This window comes from Novosphingobium sp. FG90 (assembly GCF_057808725.1).
On sequence record NZ_JBMDIO010000011.1, the window covers coordinates 27,497 to 43,281 of the forward strand.

Consider the following 15,785-nt stretch of genomic DNA (forward strand, 5'->3'; position numbering starts at 1 on the left):
CATGATCTCCCGGCGCGGATGCGGCCTGGCGGCAGTCGTCGCCGTACTCTTCGTCGGGAGCCTCTGGGCCTTCTTCGGCGGTTGGTACGGCTCCGGCCCGCTGGAAGAAGACAAGCACTTCGTCGTCCCCACCGGCGCCAGCCTTGGCGACGTGGCGGACCGGCTGGAGAAGCAGGGCGTGATCGCCTCCGCTTCCGGCTTCAAGCTGCGCGCGCGGGTGTTCGGCGGCGGCAGCGGGATCAAGGCGGGCGAGTTCGCGATTCCCGCCCACGCCAGCCCCTCGGCCGTGCTGGCGATCATCTCCAGCGACGAGATCATTCGGCGCTTCGTGACGATCCCCGAAGGCATGCCCTCGGTCATGGTCTATGATCGCCTCAAGGCACAGACGGCGCTGACCGGGGATGTTGCGGTGCCGGAAGAAGGTTCGATCCTGCCCGACACCTACAACTTCGAGAACGGCGAGCCGCGTGAGGAGCTAGTGCGGCGCATGCAGGCGGCGATGAGCCGCACGCTCAAGGAACTCTGGGCGAACCGCGCCAAGGGTCTCGTCGTCAAGACGCCCGAGCAGGCGATCGTGCTCGCCTCGATCGTCGAGAAGGAGACCGGCAAGCCCTCCGAACGGCGCATGGTGGCAGGGCTCTACTCGAACCGACTGCGGACCGGCATGCTGCTGCAGGCCGATCCGACGATCATCTACCCGATCACCAAGGGCAAGCGTCTGGGCCGCCGCATCCTCCAGTCGGAAATCCAGGCGGTGAACGGCTACAACACTTATACGATGGTCGGCCTGCCCAAGGGGCCGATCACCAACCCCAGCCGCGAATCGATCGCGGCGGTGCTGAACCCGGCGAAGACCGACGCGCTCTACATGGTTGCGGACGGCACTGGCGGCCACGCCTTCGCGGGCACTCTGGCCGAGCACAACCGCAACGTCGCCAAATGGTTCGCCATCCGCCGCGAGCGCGGCGAGCTGTAAGCTAGCGCAGGGTTCCGTCCTTCGCCTTCGCCCGCGCATAGAGCAGCGAGGCGAGGGCGATGGCGAAGATCACGGCCGGGAACACCGCCGTCGACCATCCCTTTGCCGCGACGATGCCGAAGCCGAAAAAGCTCCAGCCGAACTGAACCACTACCCCTGCCAGCGACGCGGCGAAGAACACCCATGCGATCTCGCGCCGCATCAGCAGCAGGATCGCCCCCAGCGTGCCGCCCCAGACCGCCACGGCATAAGCGGCCCAGGCCCATGCGGGCATCGAGCCGAAGGCCTGAGCGGTGACCGGGTCCGTCTTCGCGACATCGTCCAGATTGGCATTGACCTGCATCAGATAGGCGGAGTCGCCGATCAGGTTCCAGATCAGGATCATTATCGAGATCACGCGGAACGTTCGCATCTGCTCCCCCTTCATGCACTCCCGGCGCGAACTTTGCCTTGCATGGCTCTTTCTGGCAATCGGGACGGATTCGGGAGGGGCGGCGGAATTTCACGATGACTGAGCAAACGGCTGACTGGCCGGCTCCAAACTGGATCGCCACCGGGCCGCGCAAGGCGGGCGCGCCCTTGCTCGTGACTGCCGAGTTGCCGTCAGACGTGCTTGGCTGGGCCGATGCCCTAAGGCGCGCGCACTACCCGCCCGACCGGAATCGCTTGCGCGCCCATGTCACGCTGTTCCACGCGCTGCCGCCCTCGGTTGAAGAGGAACTGGTCGAACTGTTGGGAAGCCTTGCCCGTACTGCACCGCCCCCTGCACGGATCGGCGGACTGATGAAGCTGGGCACCGGCACGGCCCTTTCCATCGAAAGCCCGGAGATGGTGGCGCTGCACGACCGTATCGCCGATCGGATGCACGGCCTTCTGACGCAGCAGGATGCGCAGCCACTGCGGCTTCACGTGACGATCCAGAACAAGGTGACGGCGCAGGCGGCGAGGGCGCTGCAGGCTGACCTGGCCCCTCAGTTCCAGCCGCGCACGTTCCGTTTTCGCGGCTTTGGACTCTATGCATGGGAGGACGGTTTGTGGCGTCCGATCCGCCTCGTATCTTTTCGTGGTTGAAGGTGCTTTTTCGGTGTTGACCGATGCGAACCTTGCCCCTAGAGGACGCGGCCTGCCCCGCAGCAACGGGGCGCCGGATCGGAACCGTTCCTCGCAGCGGCCCTGGTATGGCGGAGTAGCTCAGTCGGTTAGAGCAGCGGAATCATAATCCGCGTGTCGGGGGTTCGAGTCCCTCCTCCGCTACCATCCCTCCCAAATCACCACGTATGGAATTTGCCCTGCCGTTTGTCACAGGGCATGGGTTTACATGCGGTTGCTCTCCCTTCTACCACGTCGGGGCGGGGTGAGACTGAGGTATGTGAATGGCCCTTTTGCGGCGATGGCAGGTGGCGCTGCTGGGAATGAGCGGGCTTGCTGCCGCCGGATTCGGTTTGATTCGGGCCAATCGATTGCCGCGTCGCCGGGCCTCCTCCGAAATTCCGCCCCCTGCCACCGGCGATACCACGCTTTCGCGTATCACGCAGGAGCGGGCGGCGCACCATCCGGGGCTTTCCGGGGTGCACCTTCTGTCCGACGCGGTCGACGCCTTTGCCGCACGTCTGCTGCTGGTGAAGGCGGCGGAGCGCACGATCGATCTGCAGTATTACATCTGGCACGGCGATCGCACCGGAACCCTGCTGCTGGAGGCCGTACATGAGGCGGCGCAGCGCGGGGTGCGAGTGCGGCTGCTGCTCGACGACAACGGCATCGCCGGTCTGGACGGCGTGCTGGCGGCACTCAATGCCCACCGCAACATCGAGGTGCGCCTCTTCAACCCCTTCCGCATCCGCTACCCCAAGGCCATCGGCTTCCTCGTCGATTTCGGGCGGCTCAATCGGCGGATGCACAACAAGAGCTTCACCGTGGACGGCGCCGTCACCATCGTGGGCGGGCGCAACATCGGCGACGAATACTTCGGGGCGGGCGACGGTGCGCTCTTCGCGGATCTCGATGTGCTGGCGATCGGCCCGGTCGCGCGCGAGGTCGAGGCGGATTTCCAGCGCTACTGGACCAGCGAATCGGCCTACCCGGCGCGTCAGATCCTGCCGATCCTGGGCCGCCACAAACGGGCGAAGCTGCGTTCGCGCGCGTCGGTGGTGGAGCGCGATGTCTCCGCCCGCCGCTATGTCGAGCGCCTGGACAGCCTTCCTCTGGTCAAGCAGGTAATCGCGGGCACCCTTACCGTCGAATGGGCACAGGTGCGCATGATCAGCGACGATCCCGCCAAGGTCGTGCGTGACATAGAGTACCGCAATCTGCTTGCCGGAAAGCTCGACGGGGCGATCGGAAGGCCGCGGGAAGAGATGACCATTGTGTCGGGGTATTTCGTGCCGGGAGAGCAGGGGACGCACCAGCTTGCCGACTATGCCCGGTCGGGCGTGAAGGTGACGGTCCTTACCAACGGCTATTCCGCGACCGACGTGGCGCTGGTCCACGCGGGGTATGCTCCCTGGCGCAAGCGGCTGCTGCGGGCAGGTGTGCGGCTGTTCGAGACGGCGGCGCAAGTGCGCGATGCCCCGTCGAAGAAGCAGCGACGGCAGGGTAATCGCCTCGGCATCGGCAGTCGTCTGCGACCGACGGGCAGCGGCTCGTTCGCGGCTCTGCGATCCGGCGCGGCGACGATCCATGCCAAGACCATCACCGCCGATCGGGAGCGGCTGTTCGTAGGCTCGTTCAATTTCGATCCGCGTTCGCTGCGGCTGAATACCGAGCTTGGCTTCGTGATCTACAGCCCGGTGCTGGCCGGGCAGGTGGCCGAGGCGTTCGAGACGATCGTTCCGGGCGCAGCCTATGAAGTCACGCTCGACGCGAGGGGGCGCCTGAACTGGACGGGCGAGCGCGGCAGCGGCCTGTGTGAGCCGGGGCTGGGCTTCTTCGACAGCCTGCTGATCGGCTGCGCATCGCGCCTGCCGATCAGCTGGTTGCTGTGATCACGGCGCGCCGAGGCTTTCGAGCCCACCGGCGAAGAAGCGCAGGGCCGGGCCGGCCATGTCCTCCAGCCGAGCGACAGAGTGGTGTCCCTCGCTGATATCGTCGAGGAACCCGGGATCCTGCACCATGAACACCAGTGCCGCCTCGATAAGATAGATTCCGGCGAGCAGTTCGCGCTCGGCGATATCGGGGCGATGTTCGCGCAGGCGGTCGATCAGGATCTGCGACACCACCGAGAGCTTGGCGAGGATCGGGCGCAGTTCGGGCAGGCGGTACGAACTCATCAGGTGCGAGGTCATGACCATGTAGTTGCGCAAGGGGTCTTCGGGGCGCGAGGCGGACTGCAGGAACGGCAGGATGAAGGCGGTGACGATCTGTTCCAGCCCGAGCTTGCCCGATGTCGCCGCTGCCTCCTTTTCGGCACGCGCGAAGCTGGCGGCGATGGTGTCGCGCAGCAGGGCCAGCTTGCGTTCCAGCACCGCGTCGAGGATCAGGTGCTTGTTGCCGAAATGGTAGTGCACCAGCCCCATGCGCACGCCCGCCTCCTGCGCGATGTCTCGCAGCGAAGTGCCGAGATAGCCGCTTTGCGCGAACAGCACTTCGGAAGCGTCGAGGATCTGGTTGCGCGTCGCCTCTCCCCTGGCGGACGTGCGCGGCGTCTTCATCGGCTCGATCATGCCAGCCATTATGCCTGCTACAGCCGGTGCTGCCAGATGCACCGACGCAAAAAGATGGGGCAATTCACCCTCTGGAAATCATGGAGCAGCGGGTTCGGTGCTCGACAAAGGTGACGGGAGCGGCAATCTGGCGGAATCGTCTGGCGGCGACAGGGAGCGGCATGTCATTCGGAATTGGGGAAATTTACGACGCGGCATTCGATCGCGCCCGGTTTCCGGCGCTTATCGAGGGGCTGGGCGCGATGATGGGCGCGCAGGCGGGTTTCATCGGCTGGAGCGATCCGGATCGGCAGGTCGGCTTCCAGTTCCAGTTCGGCAATGACCCGGTATGGCTCGGCCGCTATGTCGAGACTTATGCGGCGCAAGACGTGCTGCTGCCGCACCTCCATGCCATTCCCGAGGGCGAGTGCCGCCCCGCCTGGGACCTGCTGCAGACGCCGGAAGTCCGCGCGAGCAGTTTCTATCGCGAATACCTGGCGCCGCAGGGGATCGTCGATAACCTGGCGGTAAACCTGATCAAGCGGCCGGGCATCATCGCCAGCCTCGCCCTGCTGCGCCGCGAGCCGGCAGGACGTTATACCAGGGCCGAATGCGCAAGGCTGGGGGCGCTGGTGCCGCATCTGCGCCGCGCGATCTACATCCAGAGCCACCTCGTGCGTGCGCAGGAACATGCCGCCGCCGACAGGGCCTTCGCGGGAAGCGCCGGCAGTGCGATCCTGCTGCTGAGTGCCGAACATGTCCTGCTGGAGGCAGCTCCGGCGCTTGTCCCCCTGCTGCGCCTGCGCATCGGCGAGCCGATCGGCGAGGGTGTACTTGGCAGCGCCATCACCCGTGCGATCACGCGGGGTGAGCCGGTCGCGGTGGAGGTCAGTCCCGGGGATGATGCCGGTGCGATCCGCGTGCTGCTCGAATCGCGGCGGCTCGACACGTCTCGATTCGGCGACCTTGCGGAAGGACCGGCGGCCACCTTCGCGGTGCATGTGACCCGCGTGGATCTGCCGCGCGCCATCGCCTTCGATGCGATCGGCAGCCTATATGGTCTGACGGCCACCGAACTGCGGGTGCTCAGGGATGCGGTCGATACCGGGGATATCACCGCGATCGGAGACCGGCAGGGCATGGCGCGGGCGACTGCGCGCACCCATCTTCACCGCATCTACGAGAAGACCGGGACACGCAGTTTTGCGGGGCTTTCCAGCCTGGTGCACCGTTTTGGGACGATTTCTCCGGACTGAAAAGACGCAGGACCTAAACAGATGGTGGATGCGGGGCCGGGGGTTAGCGCCTAAGCGTTTGGGGAGGGCATCACAGGGGGTGCCCGAAAGCGGAATGGTGGGTTCCATGATGAACGTGCCGTCGATGCGAGTCGGTTCAGGTGGGGGCACCAGGGCAGGCTCTACCAATGGTCCAGCGTGGACGGAGGGCCTCTCCTCACGCGAATTTTCCAGTGACGCAGCCATATCGGAGCCCCGCCGGTTCGAGGCGTTCGAAGGCGTGCTGATGGCGGCGGCGCTGCTTGCGGCGGCGGGCATGTTCATGGCGGCGGCCAGCAATACCTATTCGATCACGGGAAGCGCGTCGGCGGCGACGGGTTTTCCATCCGAACTGCCGTCCGACCCTACCATCGGCGGGCGGCTGCTGGTGGCGCAGGACCTCGTGGCGGATCGGGAGACGGCGGGGCTTGAGCGCGCAATCGGGTTGCTCGAAGGGGTGACGGCACAGGCGCCCGGGTTCGCCCCCGGGCACGCGGGGCTCGCCGAAGCGCTGATCCTCTCGCGCGAGTTCGGGGGGAGGGCGGACGCCGATGCCTTCCGGCAGGCGCGGGAAGCGGCTCTGGCGGCGGTGCGCCTCGACCCGGACCTCGCCTCGGGGCATCGCCTGCTCGGCTTCATCGCCTATTGGCGCGACCACGATTTCGCACAGGCGCAGCGGCGCTTCGCGCGGGCGCTCGCGCTCGATCCGAACGATGTGCTCTCGCACTTCTGGTACGGCAATATCCTCAGCGATCACGGCGACCACGGCGCCGCGCTGGCACAGCTTGAGCGTGCCGCCCTGCTGGAGCCCGGTTCCCTGCCGATCCGCACCGACCTTGCCTGGGCCCAGTGGTCGGCTGGAGAGGATGCGATCGCCGTTGCCACGCTGCAGGAAATCGCCACGACCCATCCCGAGTTTCCGGTCGCACAGGATTGCCTGGCAGTGATCGCCCTCGTCGATGGCGACAGTGCGGGCTACGTGCGACACTTCACCCGCTTCGCTAACGCGCGGGCCGATGCGCGGCTGCTGTCGAAGGCGGCCGAGTTGGCGCATTCGACACGAGGGCAGTTGCTGGGCGTCGTCTATGCGCAGGCGCTGGCGGACGTTGCCGATGGCTCGCGCAGCCGGGCATGGCCGGTGCTGGTGGCGTCGCTGCAACGCGAACGAGGCGCCGTGGTGGAGCTTCTGCAAGCGGCCGATCGGGCGCATGAGGCCTGGGGTGACGCTGCGCTGATCCCGCGCATCCGCGCCGCGTGGAAGGACGATCCCGAGATCGCCGCAATGATCGACCGGCGGGTGAGCGCCAACGCGCTGCGTCTAGCTTCCCGCTGAAGGAACCTGCCCGCCGAGAGCCTGATAGACCTGCACTTGCGCGACCAGCCGGTTGTAGCGGTTCTGGATGAGGCTGCTGCGCGCGCTGCGGGCACGCTCCTGAGCGTCAAGCCAGTCACGCAGGGGGATGAGGCCAGCGCGGTACTGTCGTTCGTAAAGGACCTCGGCATCGACGGCGGCGTCGTAGTTCTGCTCCGCGAACTGAGCCTGCCGGATGTACTGATCGCGCGCCGAGAGCGAAACCTGCGTGTCGCGCAGGGCATCGTAGAAGGTCTGGCGGAAGTCCTGCACGGCAATGTCGTAGTCGGCCCGCGCGACTCCGGTGGCGAGGCGCACCTTGGCCGGGTTCAACTCCGCCAGCGCCAGCGCGCCGCCGAGGCTGGCGACCGGGTTGATGAAGAACTTGAGCAGCGAGGAACTGGCCGTGCCGAGTGCGCCGGTCAGGCTGAAGCTGGGGTAGTAGCTCGCCACCGTGGCGTCACTCGTCGCCAGCGTGGAGCGCAGGCGCAGTTCGGCGGCGGCAAGGTCCGGGCGGTTGGCGAGCAGCGAGGCCGGGACGCCCGCCGCGATGGCGGGCAGGTCGGCCTGGGGCAGAGCCTGCGGTTCCGATCCTTCATAGTCCTGCCGGGCGAGCAGCGCGGCGATGGTCTTGAGCGCTTCGACGCGGGCCTGCACCAGCTGCGTCTGCGAGGATTCCTGCGCGGCCACGGTCTGCTGCGCGTCGCGCAGTTCGAGGCGCGAGACGGCGCCTGCGTCGTACTGCCGCTGCACCAGTGCCAGCGCCCGGCGCACATAGGCGAGGCTTTGCTCGCCCAGTGCGATCTGCTCGTTGACATAGGCCAGCTGCCACCACGCCTGAACCGTGGTGCTGATCAGCGCCAGGCGCGTTTCCGCAAGGTCCTGCGCGGTCGCCTGCGCTTCCCAGCGGGCAGCGTCGGCCTGAGCATCGAGGCGGCCGAACAGGTCGATCTCCCACGATGCGCCGAGCGAGGCGGAACTGCTCTTGCTCCATGCCGAACCGCCTTCCAGCGCCTTGGATGCGTCCGACGAGGCATTGGCCGAAAGGCTGGGCAACAGCGCCTGCCGTGCGAGGTCCGACGAAAGCTTCGCGCGCTTGAGGCGCAGGCCCGCAGCGGCAAGGTTGGCGTTGTCGGCAAGGACCTGGTCGACAAGGGCGGTCAGCGCCGCGTCGTCGAACTCGTTCCACCACGGTGCGCCGGCCTTCTGCGGGGCACCGAGCACGCCGGCATCCCAGTTCGCGGCTACTGGCACCGTGGGCGCGGCATAGTGTGAGCGGACCACGCCGCCGCAGCCTGCGGTCAGCGGTAACAGCGCCAGCGCGGCAAGAAGGTGAGGGCGCATCGTCAGTCTCTCGAAAGGGCGTCGACCGGATCGAGCCGGGCCGCACGGCGCGCGGGCAGGAAGCCGAACACGACGCCGATGAGGGTGGAACAGGCGAAGGCGGCGACGATCGAGGTAGTCGAATAGGCCATCGCAAAGTCGGAGGCGAAGTAGGAGAACACCACGCCCAACGCCAGCGACAGGCCGACGCCGATGACGCCGCCGATCAGGCAGACGAGGATCGCTTCGATCAGGAACTGCTGCAGGATGTCGGACTGGCGCGCGCCCACCGCCATGCGCACGCCGATCTCGGCGGTGCGCTCGGTGACCGAGACCAGCATGATGTTCATCACCCCGATGCCGCCGACGACCAGCGAGATCACCGCGATCGCGGCGACGAGCAGGGTCATCGTCTGGGTGGCGCTGGTAATCGTGGCGCGGATGTCGTCGGAGTTGCTGATGAAGAAATCGACGGTGCCGTGCCGCTGGGTCAGCAGCTGCGTCACGGCGTCCTGCGCTGCCGAGGTCGAGACATTGTCGCTGATGCGCACGGTGATGCTGGAGACGTAGCTCTGGCCCAGCATGCGACTCATCGCGGTGGTGTAGGGGACGTATGCGGTCAGGCTGTCGCTGCCGCCGAAGCCCTGCTGCTGGGTGCCGACGATGCCGACTATGCGCACGGGCACCTTGCCGAGCAGCACGACCTTGCCCAGCGGGTCCTCGCCATCGGGGAACAGGGTCTTCTGCGTGTTCTCGTCGATCACCGCATCCTGCGCCAGCTGGCGCACTGCCTGTGCGTCGAACAGGCTGCCGGAATTGAGCGTCAACCCGCGCACGCGGAAGTAGTCGGCGCCGACGCCGCTGACTTGTGCGGTCGCCGCGACGTTGCGGTAGCGTGCGGTCACGCTGGTGGAGACGCTGGGCGTCACGCTGTCGATGTAGGAGAGCTGGCCGAGCGCCTCGGCGTCGCTGTCCTTTAGCGTCTGGATCTTGCCCGATCGCATGTCGCCGAAGCTCTTGCCCGGATAGACGGTGAGCGTGCTGGTCCCGAGGCCCGCTATGTCGGAGAGGATCTTGGCCTGCGAGCCGTTGCCCAGCGCCACCACCGAGACCACCGAGGCGATGCCGATGATGATGCCCAGCATCGTCAGGAAGGTGCGCAGCTTGTGCGCCGACATGGCGAGCACGGCCATGCGGAACGCTTCGCGGAAACGGTCGGCTAGCTGGCCGAAGCCGCTGGCGCCGACTGGCGGCGGGGCGAGGGCGGGCGCGGTCTTGGGCTGGGCGGTGCGGCGATCGTCGATGATCTCGCCGTCGCGGATCTCGATGATGCGCTCGGCGTGCTCCGCGACGTGCATGTCGTGCGTGACGATGATGACGGTGTGGCCCTCGGCGTGGAGTTCGCCGAGGATCGCCATGACTTCCACGCCGCTGGCGGAATCGAGCGCGCCGGTGGGCTCGTCGGCGAAGATCACCTCGCCGCCGTTCATCAGCGCGCGCGCGATCGAGACACGCTGCTGCTGGCCGCCCGAAAGCTGGCCCGGCCGGTGCCCGGTCCGCTCGCCGAGGCCGAGGCGGGACAGGATCTGTGCTGCGCGCGACGCGCGTTCGCCGCGCGGCTTGCCCGCATAGATTGCCGGAACCTCGACGTTGCCGAGGGCGGAGAGGTCGGTCAGCAGGTGATAGCGCTGGAAGATGAAGCCGAAGTGCTCGCGGCGCAGCGCGGCCAGTTCGTCGGGCTCCAGCTTGGCGGTGTCGCGGCCGTTGACCCGGTACGATCCTGAGGTCGCCCGGTCGAGGCAGCCCAGGATATTCATCAGGGTGGACTTGCCCGAACCGGACTGGCCGACGATGGCGACCATCTCGCCGGCCTCGATGGTCAGGTCGATGTCCTTAAGCGCCGCGAAGACGCCGTCACCCGAAGGATACTCGCGCCGGACGTGCGAGAGCGAGAGAAGCGGGGCGGGTTCCATCACCCGCCTCAGAAGCCCGGCGGCCCCATGCGGCGGCGACCGCTCGTTCCGCTGTCGGCCTTGGCCTCGCCGATGACGACGTTCTCGCCTTCCTTGAGGCCGGACAGGACCTCGACGTTGACGTTGTTGTTGAGGCCGATCCTGACCTTGCGGCTTTCGATCTTCCCGTCATCGGTCTTCACGCGGACGGCATAGGCGCCGTCCTTGTCCTTCGCGCCGAGCGCGGTAGCGGGGATCGTCAGCGCATTGGCGCGGCGGTCGAGGACGATGGTGACCTTGGCTGTCATCAGCGCACGCAGGCGGTTGTCCTCGTTGGGCACCTCGAACAGCGCATTGTAGTAGATCGCGGTGCTCGACGAGGAACTGCTGGACGAGGAGCTGCTGGAACTGGTGCTGACTTCGTCGACGATCGATTCCGGCGCCGGTTCGATCATGCGCAGCTTGGCTTCGTAGCGCTTGTCGGGATCGCCGAGGATGGTGAAATAGACCGGCAGGTCCGGCTTCACGTTGATGACGTCGGCTTCGGAGACCTCGGCCTTGATGGTCATGACGTCCAGCTTGGCGAGGATCACGATCGTCGGCGCCGACTGGTTGGCGTTGACGGTCTGGCCCTGCTTGGTGACCACGGCGACGACGACGCCGTCCATCGGTGCGGTGATCTTGGTATAGCCCAGCTGGACTTCGGCGGTGTTGACGCTGACGCTGGCGGCACGGATCTGCGCCTGCAGGGCGTCGTAGCTGGCTTGTGCGGACTGCAGTTCCTGTCGTGCCGTCTCGAAGTCTTGTTGCGACGTCGCCTCGCCCGCACCGAGCATCTTCTGGCGATTGAACGCCAGTTGCGTGCGCGCCAGCGTGGCCTTCGCCGATGCCGCCTGCGCCTGCATATTGGCAAGGTCGGCGCGGGCGGTCTCGAGGCTGTTGGTCTGGGTGCGCGGATCGATCAGGCCGATGAGGTCGCCCTTGTGGACGACGTCGCCGATGTTGAAGTTCAGTTCGTCGAGGCGGCCGGAAACCTGCGCGCCGACGCTGACCAGTTCCTTGGGCTCCAGCGTGCCGGTCGCCTCGACAGTACGTTCGAGCGCCCCGCGCGCGACCTTTACGGTCGCGACGTCAGGCTCGGCCGGAGCGGCGAGGAACAGCTTCCAGACGAGAAGGAGGATGCACGCGCCGAGAACGACGCCACCGATCACGATACGACGAGTGGTGAACATGGTGCTCCGTATGGCCGCTGCGGGACAACTTGTAAGCAGGGATTTTGGTAGCAATGTGTAACGTTTGCGCAAATCCTTGCGACAAAGAGCAGCCTTGCGGATCAGCCGTGATAAATGCCCGAGGGGTTGCCCGTCACGCCCGCATCGACTTCGTAGAGCGCGCCGTCGAATTCCGATTCCGGCAGGCCCGTCGCAGCGGAAGTCACGAACATGCGGTCGAAGTTCTCCCCGGCGAAGGCGATGTTGGTGATGCGCCGGGCGGGCAGATCGATCGAGCGGTCGCGGGTCCCGTCCGAGGCGAAGCGGCTGATACGGCCGCCGTCCCAGTGGGCGACCCAGAGGAAACCTTCCGCATCGGTGGTCATGCCGTCGGGATAGCCGTCGTCCTCCGAGAAGTGGATGAACTCCTGCCGATCACGGGCGCCGTGTTCGTCGAGCGCGAAGCGGTAGATCGTGCGGCGACCGGAATCGGTATGGTAGAGCCAGTTCCCGCACGGCGAGAACGCCGGGCCGTTGGTGACGGTGTAGCCGGTATCGACGACTTGCCACTCGCCCTGCGGCGAGAGGCGGTAGAACGAGCCCGAAACCTCTTCCTCGGCCATGTCCATGGTGCCGCACCAGATGGCGCCGTGGCGGTCGGCCTTGCCGTCGTTCATGCGGTTGCCGGGCAGGTGCGGCTCAGGATCGGAGCGCTCGCCGATGGTCAGCGGATCGAGCGTGATCGATGCAACGCCGTCACGGAAGCCGCCGACGAAGCCGCCGGAAGCACGCGGAGCGACCCAGCCGAGCGGCGCGGGCATGTCCCAGCGCTCGATCCGGCCGTCCGCCAGCGTCAGCCGGTTGAGCGCCGGGGCAAGGATATCGACCCAGTAGAACGCCTGATCACGGGCGCACCACAGCGCGCCTTCGCCGAGGGTGTCGCGCACGTCGCGCTCGATCTTGCGCCAGAGGGCCATAGTTCTCTCTCCCGTGTCGAGGCCGCTGATCTGTCGGCCCATAAAAACCCCGTCTTTCCCGCTTTCGCGGGAATGACGGGGTTTATGCTGGATCAGTGGTTGTCGCGCGGCAGGCCCATGGTCTGGGCGATGCGCTGGTACTTTTCTGCGCCTTCGAGGATCGCGCCGGTATCCATCTGGCCCACGAGGGCACGCTGGATTTCCTGCCACGGCGTCTGCGAAGCGGGGTACTTGTAGCCGCCGGCAGCCTCCAGTTCGGCGCGGCGTGCGGCCATCTCCTCATCGGAGATCAGCACGTCGACCTTGCCGGCCTTGAGGTCCATGCGTACCCGGTCGCCGGTCTTGAGCAGTGCAAGGCCGCCCATCGCCGCCGCCTCCGGCGAGGCGTTGAGGATCGAAGGGCTGCCCGAAGTGCCCGACTGACGACCGTCGCCGATGCAAGGCAGGGCGCTGACGCCCTCGGTGATGAGGTAGGCGGGCGGGCGCATGTTCACGACTTCGGCCGCACCGGGGTAGCCGATCGGCCCCGCGCCGCGCATGAACATCAGCGTGTCGGCGGTGATGCCCATCGCCGGATCGTCGATGCGGTGATGGTAGTCCTCGGGACCGTCGAACACGATCGCCGGGCCTTCGAAGGCATCCGGGTCGGCGGGGTTCGACAGGTAGCGGTCGCGGAATTCCTTGGAGATCACGCTGGTCTTCATGATCGCCGCGTCGAACAGGTTGCCCGACAGGACCAGGAAGCCCGCCTCTTCCACCAGAGGCTGGTCGAAGGTCTTGATGACCTTGTCGTCCTCGATCGTGGCGTCGCGGCAGTTGTCGCCGATGGTCTTGCCGTTGACGGTGAGGGCGCTCTCCTTGATGAGCCCCTGGCCGATCAGCTGCGCGACGACGGCAGGGACGCCGCCCGCGTGGTAGTAGTCCTCGCCCAGATACTCACCGGCGGGCTGTAGGTTCACCAGCAGCGGAATCTTGTGGCCAAGGCGCTCCCAGTCCTTGAGCGGCAGGTCCACGCCGACGTGGCGGGCCAGCGCGGCAAGGTGGATCGGTGCGTTGGTCGAACCGCCGATCGCGGCATTGATGACGATCGCGTTGTGGAAGGCGTCGAGGGTCAGGATGTCGGAGGGTTTCAGGTCCTCCCGCACCATGTCCACGATGCGCTTGCCGGTGTGGTAGGCGCATTCCTGGCGGTCGCGGTAAGGTGCGGGGATCGCCGCCGAACCGGGCAGCATCATGCCCAGCGCCTCGGCCAGCGAGTTCATCGTCGTCGCCGTGCCCATCGTGTTGCAGTAGCCGGTCGAGGGCGCGGAGGAGGCCACGAGCTTGATGAAGCCGTCCGCGTCGAGTTCGCCCGCCGCCATCATCTGGCGGCCCTTCCAGACGATCGTGCCCGAACCGGTGCGCTCGCCCTTGTGCCAGCCGTTGAGCATCGGGCCGACCGACAGCGCGATGGCGGGAATGTTCACCGTGGCGGCGGCCATGAGCATCGCCGGGGTCGTCTTGTCGCAGCCGGTGGTCAGCACCACGCCGTCGAGCGGGTAGCCGTAGAGCGCCTCGACGAGGCCAAGGTACGACAGGTTGCGGTCGAGCCCGGCGGTGGGGCGCTTTCCGGTTTCCTGGATCGGGTGGACCGGGAATTCCAGCGCGATGCCGCCCATCTCGCGAATGCCCTCGCGGATGCGCTCGGCCAGAACGAGGTGGTGACGGTTGCAGGGCGACAGGTCGCTGCCCGATTGGGCGATGCCGATGATCGGCTTGCCCGAACGCAGTTCCTCGAGGCTGAGGCCGAAGTTCAGATATCGCTCGAGATAGAGCGAGGTCATGTCGATGTTGTCGGGATTGTCGAACCAGGCGCGCGAGCGCAGCTTGGGAGCAGGAGTATCGGTCATGGTTTGTCGTTTCGTTCTGGTTCAGCGCGGAGAAGTGGTGACGCGGTAGATCATGACATGCCGATACGGCTTGCCGGGATCGACGCGGGTGCTCGGGAAATTGGCGTGGTTGGGGCTGTCGGGAAACTTCTGCGGTTCCAGCGCGATGCCGTCGCCCATGCGGTAGAGGTGGCCCTGCTTGCCGATGAAGGTGCCGTCAAGGAAATTGCCGGAGTAGAACTGGACGCCGGGCTCGGTCGTCAGCAGTTCCAGCACGCGGCCCGAGAAGGGGTCTTCGAGGCGGGCGGCGAGTTCGGGCGTCTTGGTCTGGCCCTTGTCGAGCGCGAAGTTGTGATCGAAGCCGCGACCGTAGACGATCTGCTGGTCGTTGCCGTCGCGCAGGCCCACGGCGACCGGCTTGCCCTTGCGGAAGTCGAACGGCGTGCCCTCGACGGAACGCAGTTCGCCGGTCGGGATCAGCTTTTCGTTGACGGGAGTGTACTTGCTCGCCGGGAGGGTGAGCACGTTGGTCATCGCATCGCGATCGGAGCCTTCGCCCGCCATGTTGAAGATGGCGTGGTTGGTCATGTTGAGCACGGTCGGCTTGTCGGTCGTCGCGTCGAAGACGATCTGCAGGTTGCCGGATTCGTCGAGCGAATAGGTGACCTTGGCCTTCACCGTGCCGGGGTAGCCGGAATCGCCGTCAGGGCTGACGAGCGAGAAAACGGCGGTTGCCACTTTGCCCGACTTCACCGATTCGAGCTTCCAGTTCTGCACGTCGAAGCCCTTGCCGCCGCCGTGGAGCGACTGGCCGTGGTCGTTGCCGGGCAGCTGGTAGGTCTTGCCGTCGAGCGTGAACTTGCCGTCGGCGATGCGGTTGCCGTAGCGGCCGATGGTTGCGCCCCAGAAGTTCGGGCGCGTCTCGAAGTCGGAGAGCTTGTCGTAAGCGACAAGGACGTCGGCGGTCTTGCCGTCACGATCCGGCGCGTTCAGCTTCCACAGCGTCGCGCCGAAGGTCAGGATCGTGGCGGAAACGCCGTTGCCCGCCGTCAGCGTTACTGCGGTGACCTCGCTGCCGTTCGACAGCTTGCCGGCGCTCGCCTGTGTCGCTTCCGTGGCCAGCACCGGCGTAGCGGCCAAAACCGCTACCGAGGCCGTCGCCATCAGAAAGACCTTGCCCGGATTCCTCATTCCCTTAGCTCCCGCATGTCGGTG

13 protein-coding genes and 1 tRNA gene are annotated in these 15,785 nt (G+C 66.5%); 6 read left to right on the forward strand and 8 right to left on the reverse strand.

Annotated elements, in window-relative coordinates:
- Nucleotide 1: 1 nt before the first annotated feature.
- Entirely contained in the window at nucleotides 2-976 is a 975-nt protein-coding gene (gene mltG, locus ACODRZ_RS12020; RefSeq protein ID WP_488972710.1) for an endolytic transglycosylase MltG, read from the forward strand.
- Nucleotide 977: 1 nt separating this feature from the next.
- Here the strand turns inward: mltG and ACODRZ_RS12025 are convergent, their stop codons facing one another.
- On the reverse strand, nucleotides 978-1,388 hold the full coding sequence (locus ACODRZ_RS12025; protein WP_488972709.1) for a sugar transporter: 411 nt from the start codon (nucleotides 1,386-1,388) through the stop codon (nucleotides 978-980).
- Nucleotides 1,389-1,483: 95 nt separating this feature from the next.
- Here ACODRZ_RS12025 and ACODRZ_RS12030 point away from each other — a divergent pair, with 95 nt between their 5' ends.
- From ACODRZ_RS12030 to ACODRZ_RS12040, 3 genes are all read left to right on the forward strand, one after another.
- The gene (locus ACODRZ_RS12030) at nucleotides 1,484-2,047 is read left to right on the forward strand and encodes a 2'-5' RNA ligase family protein (protein WP_488972708.1); all 564 of its coding nucleotides are present in this window, start codon (nucleotides 1,484-1,486) and stop codon (nucleotides 2,045-2,047) included.
- A 109-nt stretch (nucleotides 2,048-2,156) separates the two neighbouring features.
- Nucleotides 2,157-2,233: transfer RNA gene (locus ACODRZ_RS12035), tRNA-Met, on the forward strand.
- Nucleotides 2,234-2,349: 116 nt separating this feature from the next.
- Nucleotides 2,350-3,957 (forward strand): phospholipase D family protein, encoded by a 1,608-nt coding sequence (locus ACODRZ_RS12040; RefSeq protein WP_488972651.1) that lies wholly within the window; start codon nucleotides 2,350-2,352, stop codon nucleotides 3,955-3,957.
- On the opposite strand, the gene ACODRZ_RS12045 is transcribed toward ACODRZ_RS12040, so the two are convergent.
- Entirely contained in the window at nucleotides 3,958-4,644 is a 687-nt protein-coding gene (locus ACODRZ_RS12045) for a TetR/AcrR family transcriptional regulator (protein ID WP_488972652.1), read from the reverse strand.
- Between the two features lie 152 nt (nucleotides 4,645-4,796).
- On the opposite strand from ACODRZ_RS12045, the gene ACODRZ_RS12050 reads away from it, so the two are divergent.
- Nucleotides 4,797-5,870 carry a helix-turn-helix transcriptional regulator gene (locus ACODRZ_RS12050; RefSeq protein WP_488972653.1) on the forward strand — a complete coding sequence of 358 codons (1,074 nt, stop codon included), beginning with the start codon at nucleotides 4,797-4,799 and terminating at the stop codon, nucleotides 5,868-5,870.
- Between the two features lie 265 nt (nucleotides 5,871-6,135).
- A complete protein-coding gene (locus ACODRZ_RS12055) occupies nucleotides 6,136-7,221 on the forward strand; it encodes a tetratricopeptide repeat protein (protein WP_488972654.1) in 1,086 nt (361 codons plus the stop codon).
- Here the strand turns inward: ACODRZ_RS12055 and ACODRZ_RS12060 are convergent.
- The 6 genes from ACODRZ_RS12060 to ACODRZ_RS12085 form a co-directional block, all read right to left on the reverse strand.
- Nucleotides 7,207-8,583 (reverse strand): efflux transporter outer membrane subunit, encoded by a 1,377-nt coding sequence (locus ACODRZ_RS12060; protein ID WP_488972655.1) that lies wholly within the window; start codon nucleotides 8,581-8,583, stop codon nucleotides 7,207-7,209. The genes ACODRZ_RS12055 and ACODRZ_RS12060 overlap by 15 nt on opposite strands.
- A 2-nt stretch (nucleotides 8,584-8,585) precedes the next feature.
- Nucleotides 8,586-10,535: a MacB family efflux pump subunit gene (locus ACODRZ_RS12065; protein WP_488972656.1), complete on the reverse strand. Its 1,950-nt coding sequence runs from the start codon at nucleotides 10,533-10,535 to the stop codon at nucleotides 8,586-8,588.
- Between the two features lie 8 nt (nucleotides 10,536-10,543).
- Complete coding sequence (locus tag ACODRZ_RS12070) at nucleotides 10,544-11,746, reverse strand: efflux RND transporter periplasmic adaptor subunit (protein WP_488972657.1); 1,203 nt, start codon at nucleotides 11,744-11,746, stop codon at nucleotides 10,544-10,546.
- 101 nt (nucleotides 11,747-11,847) lie between these two features.
- Nucleotides 11,848-12,702 carry an SMP-30/gluconolactonase/LRE family protein gene (locus ACODRZ_RS12075; protein WP_488972658.1) on the reverse strand — a complete coding sequence of 285 codons (855 nt, stop codon included), beginning with the start codon at nucleotides 12,700-12,702 and terminating at the stop codon, nucleotides 11,848-11,850.
- Nucleotides 12,703-12,794: 92 nt separating this feature from the next.
- The gene (locus ACODRZ_RS12080; protein WP_488972659.1) at nucleotides 12,795-14,591 is read right to left on the reverse strand and encodes an IlvD/Edd family dehydratase; all 1,797 of its coding nucleotides are present in this window, start codon (nucleotides 14,589-14,591) and stop codon (nucleotides 12,795-12,797) included.
- Nucleotides 14,592-14,612: 21 nt separating this feature from the next.
- Complete coding sequence (locus ACODRZ_RS12085; RefSeq protein ID WP_488972660.1) at nucleotides 14,613-15,761, reverse strand: aldose epimerase family protein; 1,149 nt, start codon at nucleotides 15,759-15,761, stop codon at nucleotides 14,613-14,615.
- Nucleotides 15,762-15,785 lie beyond the last annotated feature (24 nt).

Bases quoted from the DNA above. Each gene is read 5' to 3' on its own strand.
- mltG (WP_488972710.1), top strand. From the start codon at position 2: ATGATCTCCCGGCGCGGATGCGGCCTGGCGGCAGTCGTCGCCGTACTC.
- ACODRZ_RS12070 (WP_488972657.1), bottom strand. From the start codon at position 11,746: ATGTTCACCACTCGTCGTATCGTGATCGGTGGCGTCGTTCTCGGCGCG.
- ACODRZ_RS12080 (WP_488972659.1), bottom strand. From the start codon at position 14,591: ATGACCGATACTCCTGCTCCCAAGCTGCGCTCGCGCGCCTGGTTCGAC.
- ACODRZ_RS12040 (WP_488972651.1), top strand. From the start codon at position 2,350: ATGGCCCTTTTGCGGCGATGGCAGGTGGCGCTGCTGGGAATGAGCGGG.
- ACODRZ_RS12050 (WP_488972653.1), top strand. From the start codon at position 4,797: ATGTCATTCGGAATTGGGGAAATTTACGACGCGGCATTCGATCGCGCC.
- ACODRZ_RS12025 (WP_488972709.1), bottom strand. From the start codon at position 1,388: ATGCGAACGTTCCGCGTGATCTCGATAATGATCCTGATCTGGAACCTG.
- ACODRZ_RS12060 (WP_488972655.1), bottom strand. From the start codon at position 8,583: ATGCGCCCTCACCTTCTTGCCGCGCTGGCGCTGTTACCGCTGACCGCA.
- ACODRZ_RS12055 (WP_488972654.1), top strand. From the start codon at position 6,136: ATGGCGGCGGCGCTGCTTGCGGCGGCGGGCATGTTCATGGCGGCGGCC.
- ACODRZ_RS12030 (WP_488972708.1), top strand. From the start codon at position 1,484: ATGACTGAGCAAACGGCTGACTGGCCGGCTCCAAACTGGATCGCCACC.
- ACODRZ_RS12065 (WP_488972656.1), bottom strand. From the start codon at position 10,535: ATGGAACCCGCCCCGCTTCTCTCGCTCTCGCACGTCCGGCGCGAGTAT.
- ACODRZ_RS12075 (WP_488972658.1), bottom strand. From the start codon at position 12,702: ATGGCCCTCTGGCGCAAGATCGAGCGCGACGTGCGCGACACCCTCGGC.
- ACODRZ_RS12085 (WP_488972660.1), bottom strand. From the start codon at position 15,761: ATGAGGAATCCGGGCAAGGTCTTTCTGATGGCGACGGCCTCGGTAGCG.
- ACODRZ_RS12045 (WP_488972652.1), bottom strand. From the start codon at position 4,644: ATGGCTGGCATGATCGAGCCGATGAAGACGCCGCGCACGTCCGCCAGG.